This window comes from Ralstonia sp. 25C (assembly GCF_051904805.1).
Lineage (GTDB): Bacteria > Pseudomonadota > Gammaproteobacteria > Burkholderiales > Burkholderiaceae > Ralstonia.
Window position 1 is genome coordinate 1,318,484 of record NZ_CP196738.1, and the last position, 15,800, is coordinate 1,334,283.

The following is a 15,800-nucleotide window of genomic DNA, read 5'->3' on the forward strand; positions in this document are numbered from 1 at the left end:
GGCGCCGCAGCGCCGCTGATCCGATCAGCTTGCGCTGTCTGCAATCTCCACAACGGGCAGCGGCCGGGCGGCCACCTTCTCGGCCTCGGCGCGCTTGAGCCCCAGCGTTTGGAGCAGCACCGCTGCCGTGCGCTCGGGGAAATGCTCCCCCGTGAAACCCAGCTCCTTGAGGACGTCGGCAGCCGGCGCACCGGGCGCTAGAAAGTTGAGCTCTGCCGAGATGGCGGTGAGCACCGTGCCGCCGACCGATAGGAAGCCGATGAGCGGATCCGCCACGACAAACCGTTTCGCCGCGATACCGCGCTCGATATCGCGCCGCAAGCGCTGGCCGAGGCCGTGCGTCAGCACGCGCGCCGAGAAGCCCTCACGGATGAGAAACCGCCCCCACACCGGCTCGCGCCGCGCCCGAACCAGCGTATGCCGTACCGACACGGAAATGATTTCCGCCGGGTCGGCGAGTCCCTCCGTCACCTTGTCGAGCGAATCGGCGAACTCTTCAAACACCGAGCTCACCAGCGCGGCGTAGATGGCTTCCTTCGATTCGAAGTGGTTGTAGAACGAGCCGAAACCGACGTCCGCCGCCTCGGTAATTTCGTTGATGGCCACACCTTCCATGCCGCGATCGGCCATGAGCCGGAGTGCGGCATCCAGCAGCCGTGCGCGTGTTTCCCGCTTGCGCCGTGCACCACGGGGTTCGCGTTCCTCAACGGCGGGTGCCGGAGGCGTGGGCGTCTTTGTTGTGGCGCGCTTCGGGGTTCGGCGAGTCTCGGTGGTGGCCATGGTGGTCTGCAGTCCTTGTTGTGGCTGGAATTATAGATTCGAATGTCGATATTGACAAAATCATCAGTGATGACTTTAATGTCAAAAAAGGCGAGCGAAGCCTGGTAAAGACGTAGACAAAGACACGGAGTAGCGGTGGAGACAAATGCATATGCGCGTGCCAGTTCACGCGTCGGGGATGGCGCACGCCCCCACGGGGCCGGTGAGTTGCCATCTCAAATAGACATCCTTGTTGTGGGGCTTGGCCCCGTTGGCGCCATGGTGGCCAATCTGCTGGCGCGTCATGGCGTGAGCGTGATGGCGATCGACAAGGCGCCCGACATCTACCTAGCCCCGCGTGCCATTGCGCTGGATAACGAAGCCCTGCGCATCCTGCAACAGGCAGGGATCGGCGAGGGCGATTTCGAAACGGTGGCCATTCCGCATGTCCGCATGCATTCGCCCTGGCTCGGCGAGTTCGGTCGGGTCAATACGCTGGGCAGCCTGGATGGCCATCCGAAGCTCGTCACGTTCTATCAACCCGATCTGGAGCGCTGCCTGCGGGCACGCCTGGCAGCGCACGAGGGCGTACATATCGCGCTGGGCACCACGCTGCTCAGCGTCACCAATCTGCCGGATTGCGTGTTGGCCTCACTCGATGTCGGGCAAGGTCAGGTACACCGGGTCCGCGCGCGCTACGTGGTGGGGGCTGACGGCGCAAGTTCGCTCGTGCGCCACCTGATCGGCCAGGAATTCCGCGGTACGACGTACGCGGAGGACTGGCTTATCGTCGATGCGTGTCATGTTCCCAAGCCGATCGACCATGTTGAGTTTCTCTGCGATCACCGGCGTCCCACGCCGCACATGGTCGCGCCAGGCGCGCGCGAACGTTGGGAGTTCATGCTCCAGCCGGGCGAGCGCCGCGAAGACATGGAGTCGGACAGCCGTATCCGCGCGTTGCTGGCACCGTGGACGGACGTTGACAGCATCACGATCGAGCGCAAGGCGGTCTATCGCTTTCATGCCCGAACCGTCGACCGGTTCAGCGTGGGCCGCGTGTTTCTTGTCGGGGACGCCGCGCACATTACGCCGCCGTTTGTCGGCCAAGGGCTGGTCGCGGGGCTGCGAGATGCTGCCAACTTGAGCTGGAAGCTCGCCTGGGTGCTGCAAGGGCGGGCAGATGCGCGGATTCTCGACAGCTACGACGAGGAACGCCGCCCGCATGCGAAAGCCATGATCAATCTCGCGCGGTTCATGGGCAAGCTGGTGATGCCGCGCAGTGCCCCGATCGCGCTGTTGACGCACGGCCTGATGCGCTTGACCCGGCTCGTGCCTGGCCTGCGGTCGCAGTTTGAAGAGCTGCGCATCAAGCCGAAAAACGCGTTCAAGACCGGACTGTTCGTCAAAGGCTGCTCGTCGACCAAGCTGACGCGCGGCGGCGTGATCCCACAGGGCTGGATCAGGAACGCGGAAGGGCGCACGTGCCTGAGCGACGACGTGCTCGGCCACGGCTACACGCTCGTCAGTTTTGGCGGTGACGCCAGCACGGCGCTCCAACCTGCAACGGCAGCCGCGTTTGAGCGTCTGGGCGGTGCGTTCGTCCAGATCGCGCATCGGGGGCAGCGTCTGCATCACGACGTGTCCAGCGTCTGGGAAGACATCAACGGCACGTTTCTTCCCGATGCGGTACCCGTTGGCTGGGCGGCCGTCGTGCGCCCAGATCGCACGGTGGTCCACGACGGGCCGGCCGCCGAGGCAGACCGCCTCGTTCGCGAAAGCCTGGCGCTGCTGGGTAGCGAACCTGAGCCAGTCCCCGCCGCTGCCGCCGCTGTTCAATCCGCTTGAGTGTCCTGCCATGAAACTCACCACAGCACAGCCCGCACGCCATCCGCAGCCGACGACGAAGGCGTTGGCGCTTGCCTACCTGATGTTCGATCGGCCCGATCTTGAACAGGCCGAGCGGTTCCTCAACGACTTTGGTCTCGTGACGGTTCAGCGCGACGAGGCGACATTGCTCTTGCGCGGAACGGGTGCGGCGCCGTTTTGCTATGTCGTGCGCAAGGCGCCAAAGGCCGCGTTTGCCGGCTTCGGTTTGCAGGTCGCTGGCCGTGCAGCGTTGGATGCCTTGGCGAAACTGCCTGGGGCATCGACCGTGGAATCGTCGGGGTGGCCGGGTGGTGGCTATCGCGTGCGTCTTGTCGATCCGTCGGGGTTCCGCGTCGATGCCATTGCTGATCAGGCGCCGACAGCCGAGTTGCCGCACCGCGCACCGTTGCCGCTGAACTCAGCGGATGCCCCCTTGCGCATCAACGAAACCCAACGACCACCCGTGGGTGCGCCGGAGGTGATTCGCCTCGGGCATGTCGTGTTGGAGCTTGCCGATTTTCAGGCGACGTGTGCCTGGTACACGCAGCACTTCGGGTTCATTCCAAGCGATGTCCAGGTGCTGCCGGATGGCTCGCCTGCGGTTGCCTTCATGCGGCTGGATTTGGGCGACACGCCGGCCGATCACCACACGCTCGCGCTCGCTCAGGGTTTTGTGTCGAAGTACAGCCACAGCGCCTTCGAGCTGATCGATGCCGATGCCGTCGGCATGGGGCATCGCATGCTGCGCGAGCAGGGGTGGAAGCACGCCTGGGGGCTGGGCCGGCACATCCTCGGCAGCCAGATCTTCGACTACTGGCAAGACCCGTGGGGCGACAAGCACGAGCACTACTGCGACGGCGACCTGTTCACCGTCGATCAACCCACCGGCGTCCACCCGGTCAGCCGCGAGGCCATGTCGCAGTGGGGCCAGTCGATGCCCCCCACGTTCACCAAGCCGAAGCTGACACCGGCCGCCATTGCGGCGCTTATTCGCAACCTACGCCGCAGCCCCGACCTGACGTTTCGCAAGCTGGTAACGCTCGCTCGGATCTTTGCCTGAGGCAGCGCAAGCGCCGTCTGCCGTCATTTACCCAACGCATCTTTTGCCATGTCGATCAATATCGTTCGCTTTGAATATCAGGGTCAGCTCCAGTGGGGCGTGATCCGCGACACACGTATCACGCCCGTGCCAGGCACCTATGCCACGACGGGCGACTTCGTCCGTAATACAACGCTGGCCCAGCTTGCCGCGCTGGACGGTGAAACGCTCGCGGTGTCCGCCGTGAAGCTGCTGTCTCCGGTCACACGTAATCAGCAGTTCATCTGCCAGGGGGCCAACTATCGGCAGCACATGATCGAGTCCGGCATGGACCCGGACGTGAAGACCTACAACATGATCTTCACCAAGGCATCGAGCTGCATCGTCCCGGCCGACAGCGACGTGATCAAACCGAAGCGCGTGCAGTTTCTCGATTACGAGATCGAGCTTGGGTTGGTGATGCGCAAGGCGATTCAAGGGCCAGTCAACGTCACGGAAGACAACCTGCACGAATACGTGGCGGGCGCCGTGATCGTGAACGACTATTCCGCGCGCGACGTCCAGATCCCGCAGATGCAGTTCTACAAGGGCAAGTCGTTCCGCACGTTCGGGCCGGTGGGCCCGTGGCTCACGCTGTTGGAGCCGCGCGATTTTTCGGTGCTCAGAAGCCTGCAACTCAAGCTGACCGTCAACGACAAGCTCCGGCAGAACGACACGACGGCCAACCTCGTCTACGGCCCGGCCGAGACGCTGAGCGAGCTGTCTCGCGTGCACGACCTTGAGCCGGGCGATTTGCTGGCTACGGGCACGCCCGCTGGCTGTGCGTTGTCGATCCCTTCACCCACCAAGCAGAAGATGGCCGCGATGCTGCCCGAGAAGGCGAAGTGGGAGATGTTCCTGAAAGTGCAGGCTGCACGCCCTCAATACCTGAAGCCGGGCGATGTGGTGGAGGCACGGATCCACTCGTCCGACGGGCGGATCGATCTGGGCACGCAGCGCAATCGCATCGTTGCCGAGGAGTAAGCGCCATGTCTGGTTTTTCCAGCCTGCAGGATGTGGAAGCCGCAGAGGCGCACGGTCTTCCGCCCGATCTTCCGCAGAGCACATACGAGATGATTCGCCGTGGCGCCAGCCTGAACCCGAAGGCGCCGGCATTGACCTTCTTTTTGAGCGTCAATGACCACCGCACCCCGCAGACGTGGAGCTACGCGGAGCTTCTTGCGCGCATCACGCAGACGGCCAATTTCTTCGACAGCATTGGGGTCAAGAAAGACAGCGTGATTGCGTTTGTGCTGCCCAACCTCCCGGAAACGCATTTCGTGATCTGGGGTGGGCAGGCGGCGGGCATCGTCGCGGCGTTCAATCCGTTGCTCGAAGGGCCCGCGCTTGCCGAGTTGCTCAATGCCGCGGGGGCATCGGTGTTGGTCACGCTGGCACCGTTTCCGGGCACCGATACCTGGGCCAAGCTGCAGCCGCATTTGCCGGCCATCAAGAGCCTGCAGCACTTGGTGCTGGTGAATCTGGCTGACCGCGTGCATGGCGCGATGCAGTGTGCGGCGCAAGTGCAAAAGAACGAAGTGCTGCGGCTGCTCGGTCCGCAGGGCGTGCATGGCGCAGTCCCGATGTCTGTGCGCATCCACGATTTCAACAGCGCGGTGCAGGCACAAAATGCGGACGGTTTGAACAGCCGGCGGCGCATTGCTGCGCAAGATGCGTCTTCGTACTTCTGTACGGGCGGCACCACCGGCTTGCCGAAGATCGCGATGCGCACCCACGGCAATGAAGTGGCTAACGCGTGGAGCACGGCGCAGGTGCTGGGCGACGGCATCGGCCCCGGCAAGGTGGTGTTTTGCGGCTTGCCGTTGTTCCACGTCAATGGTGTGTTGGTGACGGGGTTGCTGCCGTTCTCCAAAGGCGCGCATGTCGTGCTTGGCACGCCGCAGGGCTATCGCGGTGACGGCGTGATCCAGCGCTTCTGGGAGATCGTCGAGCATCATCGCGTGAACTTCTTCAGCGGCGTGCCGACGCTCTACGCCTCCCTGCTTCAGGTGCCCGTTGGCGGGCGGGATGTGGGCTCGCTCGAATACGGTCTATGCGGCGCCGCGCCGATGCCCATCGAAGTGTTCCGCCGCTTTCAGGAGCAGACAGGTATCAAGATCCTCGAGGGCTATGGGCTCACCGAGGCGACGTGCGTGAGCAGCGTCAACCCGCCAATGGGCGAGCGCCGTCTTGGCTCCATCGGCCTGCGCGTTCCCACGCAGCAGATGAAGGCCGTCGTGTTGGGCGAGGGCGGCGAGTACCTGCGGGATTGCGTTGCAGAGGAAGTCGGCGTGCTCGTGGTGTCAGGGCCGAATGTCTTTGCGGGCTACCGCCAGGCAGAGCAGAACGAGGGGCTCTGGGTCGATACGGGCGATGGCCAGCGGTGGCTCAATACCGGTGATCTGGCTCGGCAGGACGAACAAGGCTACTTCTGGCTTACAGGCCGCAAGAAGGAGCTGATCATCCGGGGCGGCCACAACATCGATCCGCTCACCATCGAAGCGCCGCTGCATCGTCACCCGGCAGTGCAGATTGCTGCTGCCGTCGGGCGTCCGGACGTGCATGCGGGCGAGCTGCCGGTCGCGTACGTGCAACTGCGTGCCGGAGCGTCCGCCACGGAAGCCGATTTGCTGGCCTTCCTGAAGGCGGAGATTGCCGAACGCGCGGCGCTGCCGAAGCAGGTCAACATCATCGAAACGATGCCCCTGACTGCGGTGGGCAAGATCTTCAAGCCCGCACTCAAGCACCGTGAAACGCGTGAAGCCCTGTCTGCGGCACTCAGCGATGCAGGTATCGCGTTTGATGCGCTGGAGGTTGCCGATGACAAGAGCAGAGGCCTCGTCGCGTCGGTCAAGCTCGACGCGTCCGCATCGATTGCCGCCGCGCGTGAAGTGCTTGGCCGCTTTCCATTTCCCTTTTCCGTCAATTGAAACGCGGGTGAGTCGAGCGTTCTGACGCCCCCGATCGAAGGAGGAATTCCTCGCCTGCCCACCACCGCGTGAGCGGGCGAAGTGCCCCGCGCCGCATCACGGCGCATTCCTGCAGTTGCAGTTCCTACATTAGAAAAATCGGAGACAACATGAAGACCACACGCGCGGCAATGCTCTTGTCGATCGCGGCGACCTCGCTCGCCCATGCGCAGTCAGCAGGGCAGTGGGTCGTCAACGCAGGCTGGATGCATCTCGCCCCTCAAGATTCCAGCCAACCGCTGACGGTGAATGCACTCGGGCAATCCACCGTGGTGCCCGGCAGCGGATCAACGCTGGCCAACGCCAATACCTTTGCGCTCACCACACGGTATTTCGTCACTGACCATGTGGCCCTCGAAACCGTGCTCGGCGTTCCACCCAAGCTGCACCTGAGCGGGACCGGATCGCTGGCCTCCGTCGGGGAGATGGGCACCGCGCGGGCATGGAGTCCGGCTGCGCAAGTGCAGTACCACTTTGGCGAGCCGACCGCGCGAGTCAGACCGTATCTCGGCGCCGGGCTGGCCTATGTCTGGTATCGCGATATTGAGTTGAGCCGGCCGCTGGCAACCGGGCAGATTCTTGCCTCGCCAACCACCGGCTCCATGTTGGTCGGCCCGACCACGGCATCGCTCAGCAAGTCATGGGCGCCGATTGTCAATGCAGGCCTGACGTACAACATTGACGCCCATTGGTCGATTGGTGTGTCGGTGTCGTACATGTGGCTATCCACCACGGCGACGCTGACGACGCAGGCCCCGGTTGGCACCGTGACAACGACATCGAAGGTGCGGATCAACCCGTTGGCGAGCTTTCTGTCAGTGGGCTATCAGTTCTAGCTAGGGCGTTCGATCGTTCCGCATACTGGCCTGTCCAGTGGCTTTGGACGTTGCGCAGCGTTACCTCGACAGGGCCAGAGAATGGATGCTTTGCGTCTGCAGTGGTGGCGTGTAAGGTATGGATTCGTCTCGGATACGGTGGCCACCAGGATGCTTTTTGAGGCACTTGAAGACGTTTCCGGATGTGCTGCCTCACTGCGTTTCAAGGTTGTCTCCGGTTTGCGGGCAGAGCTGCCGGGGGGCTTGCAACATCGGCCCCTTTGGCGCGTCGGTCGTCCTGCGGGCGGCGTAAGGTAAACACTTCCCTACGTGTAGGGGGCAGCACTCTTTGCGAATCTGCGGTGATATGTGGTTCTCTGGTGATGGCGTGACTCGCGTTGAATCTCAACAACTGACAACGGTGTCCTAGAAGTGCGCGTTGCCAGCGGAACAGCGAGGTCGCCCCCAGCCTCGTGAGATCGAAGCGTGCTCCCTGCCGCGGTGAACTCGACCGGTGGAGCCCAACGCGCCAGCAAAACGTCTCGCGCGAGCGGAACCGAGAACAACCATATGGATGGCGCCTTCCACCCATGACACGCGATCTGCGCGCCATACACGCTAACTCCCGCCGCGAGATGCTCAAGGTTGTCATTGCGACGTCGCTGGTCACGTGTCTTGAGCTGTTCGACTTCACGGTGTTCAGCTACTTCGCGGTGATGATCGGAGACCAGTTCTTTCCGGCCACGGATCCGATGACGTCGCTGTTGCTGGCAGTCGGCACGTTTGGTGTGGGCTTCTTCATGCGGCCGTTGGGCGCCATGGTGATCGGCGCTTACGCCGACCGGGTCGGCCGCCGAGCCGCCATGACGATCACCATCTGGCTGACCGCAGCCGGCACGGCCGCGATTGCCCTATGTCCGCCATTTGCCGTTATTAGCTTGGCGGCGCCGGTCATCATCATCGTCGGTCGTTTGCTGCAAGGCTTCGCTGCCGGCGGCGAGGTGGGGGCGGCAGTGACTTTCGCGATGGAAGCCGCGCCACCCCCGCAACGCGGAATACTGGTCAGTTCGCAATATGCCAGTCAGGCGGCGGCCGCATTGCTGGGGGCAGTGTTCGGCATGCTGCTGACCAGCACACTGTCGCCGGCAAGCCTGACGCAGTGGGGTTGGCGCATCCCTTTCCTGGTCGGGCTGTCGATCGTGCCGGCGGGCCTATACATGCGTCGTCGGCTGGTCGATGGCCCGGTGCGTGGCGCCTCCGATCGCAGCACGTCCATCCCGTTCGTCGAACTGTGCCGGGAGCACGGCGGCACGCTGGTGCTGGCCACATTGGGGAAAATCTGGAGCACGGTGCCGGTCTACGCGGTCATTACGTATATGCCCAGCTACGTGACGCGGGTGTTGCACATGCCGCCCATCATCGGGTTCATGTCGTCGACGTTATCGACGTTGCTGCTGGTGGTGGTGTCGCCGCTGTCTGGCCTGCTGGCAGACCGGTTGCCGCGCCGCAAGCCCATGGTGCTCATGACAGCGGGCACGACGGCGGTTCTGGTGTACCCCGTCTTCGCGATGATGACGCGTACACAGAGCCCGCTTGCCGTCGTGCTCGGGTCCGCGGTGATCAGCGTCTTGCTGGCGCTTGGCACCAGTATCGGCGCGTTGCTTGTTCTTGAAGCGTTTCCGGCGCGGGTACGTGCCAGCGGCTTTGCAATTTCGCATGCCCTGGGTATTACGCTGTTTGGCGGCACCGCGCAATTCATCATCACCGGGCTGATCAAGTGGACGGGCGACCCGGTATCCGCTGCCTGGTACGTGGCACCCGCATGCCTGGTGAGCTTCGTTGCCGTGCTCGCGTTCAAGGAGCACCGCACAGTCGCCTGAAACCACTGGCCTGAACCCGCTGCCTATGCGCCGATTGCAATCGGCTCGTTGCGCAAAGCCTTTGGCCGCGCGCCAGACGTTTTGCTGGACAGCGCCCGAAAGTCTTGCGGTGCCATGTCGTATGCACGGCGGAACGCCCGCGTGAAATCGGAAGAACTCTTGAAGCCCAGCCCGAACGCAATGTCTGTCACGGTCTGGTTGGGGTGCCGAACCAGTTCGTCTGCCGCCGCGCGCAGACGCAGGTGGCGGATGTAGGCGCCCAGTCCGCCCTCGTGCTGAAACAGGCGATACAACGTCTGGCGAGGCAGTTGTAGCGCCTGCAGCACGCTCTCTGGCGAAAGGTCTTCCTGACGCAGATGGGCTTGAATGTAGCGCCGCACGCGGCCGAACATGGCAGCCCGCGCCGCTGCGCGCGCGTTGCCGCTCAGCTGGGCTTGCTTGCCGAACGCAGAGACCATGAGTTGCGTGCTCGCGCGAATGGCGCTGCCCGCCGCGTGTGCACTCATCTCTGCAATGTCCTGGCCGAGCGCGGTCACCTGTTCGACGATCAACTGCGTGAGCGGTGTCGTGTTCGCGATCAAGCGACCGTGGATGGCTTCGGGGTCGGGGAAGGTCTCTCCGACCAGTGCGCCCGGCACAAAGATGGTGGCGACCCGGCAAGCGCTGCGCTGCATGCGCACAGGCTGGCCCATGTGCAGTGCGAGGATGCTGCCGGCAGCCGGCGTGTTGTTGCGTGACGAAGACGAACGCACGGCGACATCCGTGACACCACCCTCCAGAAACACGTGGAAGGCGTAGTCGCGGATCGGGTCGGTCGAGATGCGCGCGAGCGAACGGTCCAGCGCCATGGCATCGGCCCGGCAGTCGGTGAACATCAGATCGTCGACCTTGTAGCGATCAATGGCAGCGTGAAACGGCCTCTCCAGATCGGCGCGCGACGGCAGGACATCGATGATGTGGCCGACCCGCTCTCGCCACGCCAGCAGTGGCTGCTGATGCGTTTGCGTTCGCACGTCGAAGTGGCTGTGAACGATGGAAGGTTCACCCGGCGAGCGAACGCCAGCTGTGAACGTGCACTGTTCCATGCAAGAGAATTCCGCCCCGTGAGTATTCTGTGGTGCTGCTTTTATATACGGCTTCTTATAGCCGGGACTGTATCGAAGAAACCGCGTGAAGCGCGGCGCCCCCCACCACAGGGTGAGGCACGGGACCAACACTTCGCAGCACCTAACGGCGTTGCTTCAGCGCTGCCTCGATCAGCCCGGTGACCTGTTCCAGAGCACGATCGCGCGGTAAGCCGTGGTAGTGCCCCGCAATGGTGCGTGCCGCGTCACGGTATCTTGGATTGCCCAACAGGTCGTGGAGCACCGCGCGGAATCCGCTCTCCACATACGCCGGCAGGATGCCGAGGCCCGCGCCCATGGCGGCTACCCGCTCGGTGACCATGAGTTGCTCGATATGCTGCGGCAGCAGCAGCATCGGCACGCCGGCCAGCAAGCAGTTCAACGCCGTGCCGTGGCCCGCATGGGTGATGGCCAGGGTGCAGCCGGGCAGCAAGGGGCGCAGCCGTACGGGCTGCCGATAGAGCCGCAGGCCGCGGTGGCGGTTTGCCGTCTCCTCACTGAGGTCGGGGATGACCGCAATCACTTCGGCGCCGGAGGCTTCTAGCGTTGTCAGCACGGCATCCAGCCAGGGCTGCGCTTGCAGATACACGAAGACGTGCGGCTTATCGGGTTGCTGCCATGGCACGATTTGACCGGTGTCAGGCTCGGGCACCGGGCCCAGAAAGAGGGTGCCGGGCGGCCGCAACGGCGCGTAGTGGTCCAGCTCCGGCAGCGTCAATAGCCGGGTGTGATCGGCGGCGAGTAACGTCGTGAGCGGTTGCGATGAATCGAACAACGCCTGGATGTTGCGCTCGACCGCGGCCTGCGTTTGCGCGCGTGCCTCGGCGTCGTGTGCTTCCCACGGGCGAAAGCACGGTGCCGGAGAGAGCGTGGGCGGGATGGTAAAGCCGGTGCCGACCTGGACCGTGCCGACGCCCGCGCGCTTGGCGGCCAAGAGCGCAAGCGGTGCGTGGTCGATCACGACGAGATCCGGTTGGAGCGCGGCATACAGATGCTGCCAAGCTTGCACCATGCCCCCCAGCAGATCGGGCTGCGTGGCGCCATAGGTGGCGAGGATGTCGGCGTAGGTCGCAATCTCGCGGCCCAGCGCTGTGACGTTTGTCGGCGTTGGGCAGGCAACCCAGCGGATGCCGTGAGGTGCCAGATAGCGCTGGGCCGAGGCCATCGATCTCAACCCGAACACCACCTCGTGGCCACGCGCTTGCAGTGCCAGGGCAATCGGCAGCAGGCGCCACAGATGCCCGTGGTTCTCACCTAGCTCCCACGCAAAAACGATTCGGCTCATGCACGGTCCTGGTGCGCGGTGTGGTCAGCCCGATGGCGCGTGCGAAGCATTCCTGGGTGCAGCGTGTGGTGTTGAGGTAGCGCACGGATCTTATAGAAATTTCCTCTTCGCGCGGAACTTTCCAAAAACTGAGACGCACGGTCAAGACGGCCCCAAAAAACATCGTCACTATCGGGCCCGACACACATGTGTCAGCAGTCCGGGGGGAGTCGGTAGCGGCTCAGGGCTGTCGGTCAAACGCTCGCTTGCGGCATTCGGTGCCGCATCAAAACAGAGCCAGCCGGCAGGTTTGCCTGATCCAAGAACGTAGCTTGCAGAGGCGCGCAGAACATAACAGCGCCATTTGCCGGGAACGTACCGGATTGCGAAACGGGGAAGTCGTTCGACGCAAGCAAACCGCGCGGTGTTGAGGCTCGGGGGAAGCCGACAGGCAGACCTTGAGCCTCAACACGTGTGCCGGGGCGCCGCTCGGAATGGCCCTTCAACCGCCTATCTCAGGTACAAAAACAATGGCTCAACGCAATCAGCTTCCTAAACAGAGCACCTTGACGCTGGCAATCGCGGCAGCGCTGTCCAGCATGGTCCCGGCCATCGCTGGGGCCGATACGACTGTCAGCACCGCGCTCACCACCCAGCAGTTCTGGAGCAATGGCAACTACACGGTGACCAGCACTGGAACCATCGCCACTTCCAACACGGCGCTGATGACCCAGGGCACCGTCGGCACGCTCTCCAACAGCGGCACGATCACCGGGCGCTATTTCGGGATCGGCTCTTACGGCGGCTCAATCGATACGCTGAACAACGCGGCCGGCGGCATCATCGGTGCTATTGGCCACGCGGGGCCCAACGGTGCGAATGGCATCCTGATGCCGGGGCTGTTTCCAGTGGTCCTCCCCGCCATGGCAGGGGGTGCGGGCGACAGAGTGTTTGGCATGGAGGCAAGCAGCATCACGACGCTGAACAACAATGGCGCGATCACTGGCATTGGTGGCAACGGCGGTAACGGCGGCGCGGGTTTCGGGGGCATGTCGGGAGGCGCTGGCGGCGCGGGCGGCAACGGCGTTGGCCTGCTCAACCCCGCGTTGATCACCGCGCTGAACAACGGCGGCACCATCCTTGGCCAGGGTGGCAACGGTGGCGCTGGCGGCGCCGGCAGCGTGGCCGGAACCCAGGGTCAAGGCGGCAACGGCATCGGCATTCAGAACCAAGGGACCATCGTCTCGCTCAGCAACACCGGCACCATCAGCGGATTCGGTGGCAGCGGCTCGGGCAGCATTGTGGGCTTTGGTATCACCAACAGCGGCGCGATCACCACGCTGAATAACGCTGCGAGCGGCACCATCCAAGGTAGCGTCGCAGGTATCAACAACCTAGGCGGGATCCAGACGCTGAGCAACAGCGGCACCATCCTTGGCCTGCCCTCGGGCACCGGTCCGCAGAATGCCGGCGTTTTCAATGGCAGCTCGATCGGCACGCTCACCAATAGCGGCAGCATCAGTGGCGGCGGCGTCGGTATCACCAACCAGGGAACGATCAACTCGCTGACCAACAGCGGTGTGATCAGCGGCCGCGTTCCAGGTCTCTACAACACCAGCACGATCGGCACGCTCGTCAACCGCGGAACGATCAGCGGCGGCACCGTGGGCACGATGCCCTTTGTGGCCGGCATTCTCAACCTCGGAACGATCGGCGCGCTGGATAACAGCGGCACCATCACCGGCGCTGGCAGTGCCATCAACAGCACCGGGTCGATCGGCCCGATCACCAATTCAGGTGTGATCGCCGGCAACATTACGAACGGGGCCACTCAAGCCCTGACCATCAATGGCGGAACGGGCACGACGTTCGGTGCGTTGACCGGCTTTGGCGGAACGATCGGCACCATTGTCAGCCCCAACGCGGGCGTCGTATTCGGCGCGGGCAACCTGGTGCTGAACGACAACATTGGTGTCGCGGTGCCCCCCCTTAACCTGGCCAGCGTTCGCATTGCCTCTGCTGCCCCGTCCCCCACCGGCGCGGTGGCAGTGAGCAACACGGGCGCAGTCCTGCAAGTCAACAACGCGATCAACATCTTCGGCACTTACAACCAGAGTGCCGCCGGTACGCTGCAGATTGGCGTGAACACCGGTGCGGTGACCAACGGCTCGCTCACCGGCGACAGCGGCTACGGCCGACTGGTGGTGTCGGGTGCAGTGAACCTTGCTGCGGGCTCGGCCGTTTCGTTTGCGCAGGTCAACCCGTATCCGTTTGCGGCAGGCCAGCGTTATGTGATCGTCGATGCGTCGAGCACCGGCACCAACTACAACGAAGGCACGCTGCGGTATGGGATTCGCGGCTACAACAGCGTCCTGACCGGCGCCAACGTTACGGCCAACGGCCGCAGCGATCTGGTGGTGACCGTGGTCAGCGCAGATCTCATCCCGACCACGAGCCCCACGCCGGCACCCACCCCGGCACCGGCTCCCGCGCCTGCACCGGTCCCCAACCCGGCGACCGTACCGAACGCTCAAGCGGCGCTCACGGGTCTGTCGCAGTACACGGGCATCAGCGATCCGGGCCTGCTGAACCTGTACAACGCCTCGATGGCGCTGAACCTAGGCGGCAGCGACGCCGCCAACCACGCCGGCAAGCAGCTGAACCCGGTGTCGCAGGGGTCAACGGCTCAGGCAGCGCTGGCACCGACGCTGGATGTGCTCAACATCATCTCCACGCATGCCGACAATGTGCGCCTTGCCCAGGCCGGTGGCCTGAGCGGTGTCTCGACCGGTGAAGCCGGTCCGGCATGGGGCGTGTGGGGCCAGGCATTTGGCGGCCACGCACATCAGGGCCAGCGCGATCAGGTGGACGGCTACAGCGCCAACTTCGGCGGCCTGCTGTTCGGCGTCGATCACGCGGTCAGCGATGCATGGCGCGCAGGCGGTGTGTTCAGCTACAGCAACGCCAAGATCAGCAACACGGGCGACACCGACGGCAACTCGACGCGGGTGAACTCGTTCGGCCTGATGGGCTACGCCAGCTACACGGGCAGCCCGTGGTACGCAAACCTGTCGGCAGGTGCCGTGCAGCAGCACTACGACACCACCCGCGCTGTCAACTTTGCCGGCTTCTCGGGCAATGCCGACGGTAGCTTCAGCGGCACGCAGTACGTGGCCCGCGCCGAAGCCGGCTACCCGTTCGCCACGGCCGTGGCCACGGTCACGCCGCTGGCAAGCCTGACGTATGGCTACCTGCACCAGAACGGCTATACCGAGTCGGGCGGCAATGGTGCAGCGCTGTCGGTGGGCGCGTCGCACACGACGTCGGTCACCAGCGACCTTGGCGTGAAGTTCTCGCGCGAGCTCGCAACCTCGTACGGCACGCTCGTGCCGGAACTGCAGGTGGCATGGCGCCATGAGTACAACAACACGCGCACGCAAACGCAGGCCAGCTTTGCGGCAGACCCGACGGGCCAGACCAGCTTCACGTCGTTGGGTGCCAGCCCGGTGACGGATTTGGCGGTGCTCTCTGCCGGTGTCAAGTTGCTGCGTGCGAACAACCTGAGCATCAGCGCGCGCTACTCGCTGCAAGTGGGTAGCGGATACGTGTCACATGCCGGCAGCCTGCAACTGCGTCAGCTGTTCTAACGTTCTAGCAACTTGAAGTGATGGACCGATGAGCGCGCCTCCCGAAAGAGAGAGCGCGCTTATTGCTTGATAGGGGGGTAGAGGCGCCGCCCAAAGTTTGTCGCGATGGATGCACCTAGCTTCCGGGGGAAACGCCCGTCCATCCACTCCACATGCCTCAAAGAACTCAGCGTCCGTTCGATGACCGCTTTCACTCTTGCGGGAACGGGCACAACGGCCCGTCAGGCGGGCGGCATCCTGCAGAGGCGAAGCGTCTCAACATTGGTCATATCTGATACAATTGTCAGTATTGACGATATGAATTGTTTGCGTAAAGAGCAATCCCTCTCAGCCCGCGTAGCTGCAGGGGGACTTTGTTGTCGCGACAGTGAAAACGCACCTCTGAGGCGTGGCGGACG

General features: G+C 63.7%; 10 protein-coding genes. 7 read left to right on the forward strand and 3 right to left on the reverse strand.

Translation table 11 applies throughout. From position 1 onward, the window contains the following. Window positions 1-24 precede the first annotated feature (24 nt). On the reverse strand, window positions 25-780 hold the full coding sequence (locus ACS7SF_RS24365) for a TetR/AcrR family transcriptional regulator (protein WP_439893051.1): 756 nt from the start codon (window positions 778-780) through the stop codon (window positions 25-27). A 135-nt stretch (window positions 781-915) separates the two neighbouring features. Between ACS7SF_RS24365 and ACS7SF_RS24370 the strand changes: the two genes are divergently transcribed. From ACS7SF_RS24370 to ACS7SF_RS24395, 6 genes are all read left to right on the forward strand, one after another. Beyond that, on the forward strand, window positions 916-2,604 hold the full coding sequence (locus tag ACS7SF_RS24370; RefSeq protein ID WP_439893052.1) for a bifunctional 3-(3-hydroxy-phenyl)propionate/3-hydroxycinnamic acid hydroxylase: 1,689 nt from the start codon (window positions 916-918) through the stop codon (window positions 2,602-2,604). A 10-nt stretch (window positions 2,605-2,614) separates the two neighbouring features. Then, window positions 2,615-3,685: a VOC family protein gene (locus ACS7SF_RS24375; RefSeq protein WP_439893053.1), complete on the forward strand. Its 1,071-nt coding sequence runs from the start codon at window positions 2,615-2,617 to the stop codon at window positions 3,683-3,685. A 48-nt stretch (window positions 3,686-3,733) separates the two neighbouring features. Then, window positions 3,734-4,687 (forward strand): fumarylacetoacetate hydrolase family protein, encoded by a 954-nt coding sequence (locus ACS7SF_RS24380; protein WP_439893054.1) that lies wholly within the window; start codon window positions 3,734-3,736, stop codon window positions 4,685-4,687. Window positions 4,688-4,692: 5 nt separating this feature from the next. Further along, the gene (locus ACS7SF_RS24385; RefSeq protein ID WP_439893055.1) at window positions 4,693-6,633 is read left to right on the forward strand and encodes an acyl-CoA synthetase; all 1,941 of its coding nucleotides are present in this window, start codon (window positions 4,693-4,695) and stop codon (window positions 6,631-6,633) included. Window positions 6,634-6,782: 149 nt separating this feature from the next. Then, entirely contained in the window at window positions 6,783-7,508 is a 726-nt protein-coding gene (locus ACS7SF_RS24390; protein WP_439893056.1) for an OmpW/AlkL family protein, read from the forward strand. A gap of 569 nt (window positions 7,509-8,077) precedes the next feature. After that, window positions 8,078-9,367, forward strand: a complete 1,290-nt coding sequence (locus ACS7SF_RS24395; RefSeq protein ID WP_439893057.1) for an MFS transporter — start codon at window positions 8,078-8,080, stop codon at window positions 9,365-9,367. A gap of 23 nt (window positions 9,368-9,390) precedes the next feature. Here the strand turns inward: ACS7SF_RS24395 and ACS7SF_RS24400 are convergent, their stop codons facing one another. Together ACS7SF_RS24400 and ACS7SF_RS24405 are read right to left on the reverse strand one after the other, a co-directional pair. Further along, entirely contained in the window at window positions 9,391-10,452 is a 1,062-nt protein-coding gene (locus tag ACS7SF_RS24400; protein WP_439893058.1) for an AraC family transcriptional regulator, read from the reverse strand. A 142-nt stretch (window positions 10,453-10,594) separates the two neighbouring features. Beyond that, the gene (locus ACS7SF_RS24405) at window positions 10,595-11,776 is read right to left on the reverse strand and encodes a glycosyltransferase (RefSeq protein ID WP_439893059.1); all 1,182 of its coding nucleotides are present in this window, start codon (window positions 11,774-11,776) and stop codon (window positions 10,595-10,597) included. 545 nt (window positions 11,777-12,321) lie between these two features. Here ACS7SF_RS24405 and ACS7SF_RS24410 point away from each other — a divergent pair. Beyond that, window positions 12,322-15,402, forward strand: a complete 3,081-nt coding sequence (locus tag ACS7SF_RS24410; protein WP_439893060.1) for an autotransporter outer membrane beta-barrel domain-containing protein — start codon at window positions 12,322-12,324, stop codon at window positions 15,400-15,402. The last annotated feature ends 398 nt before the right edge of the window (window positions 15,403-15,800 follow it).

Bases quoted from the DNA above. Each gene is read 5' to 3' on its own strand.
- ACS7SF_RS24365 (WP_439893051.1), bottom strand. From the start codon at position 780: ATGGCCACCACCGAGACTCGCCGAACCCCGAAGCGCGCCACAACAAAG.
- ACS7SF_RS24375 (WP_439893053.1), top strand. From the start codon at position 2,615: ATGAAACTCACCACAGCACAGCCCGCACGCCATCCGCAGCCGACGACG.
- ACS7SF_RS24380 (WP_439893054.1), top strand. From the start codon at position 3,734: ATGTCGATCAATATCGTTCGCTTTGAATATCAGGGTCAGCTCCAGTGG.
- ACS7SF_RS24385 (WP_439893055.1), top strand. From the start codon at position 4,693: ATGTCTGGTTTTTCCAGCCTGCAGGATGTGGAAGCCGCAGAGGCGCAC.
- ACS7SF_RS24390 (WP_439893056.1), top strand. From the start codon at position 6,783: ATGAAGACCACACGCGCGGCAATGCTCTTGTCGATCGCGGCGACCTCG.
- ACS7SF_RS24395 (WP_439893057.1), top strand. From the start codon at position 8,078: ATGACACGCGATCTGCGCGCCATACACGCTAACTCCCGCCGCGAGATG.
- ACS7SF_RS24400 (WP_439893058.1), bottom strand. From the start codon at position 10,452: ATGGAACAGTGCACGTTCACAGCTGGCGTTCGCTCGCCGGGTGAACCT.
- ACS7SF_RS24405 (WP_439893059.1), bottom strand. From the start codon at position 11,776: ATGAGCCGAATCGTTTTTGCGTGGGAGCTAGGTGAGAACCACGGGCAT.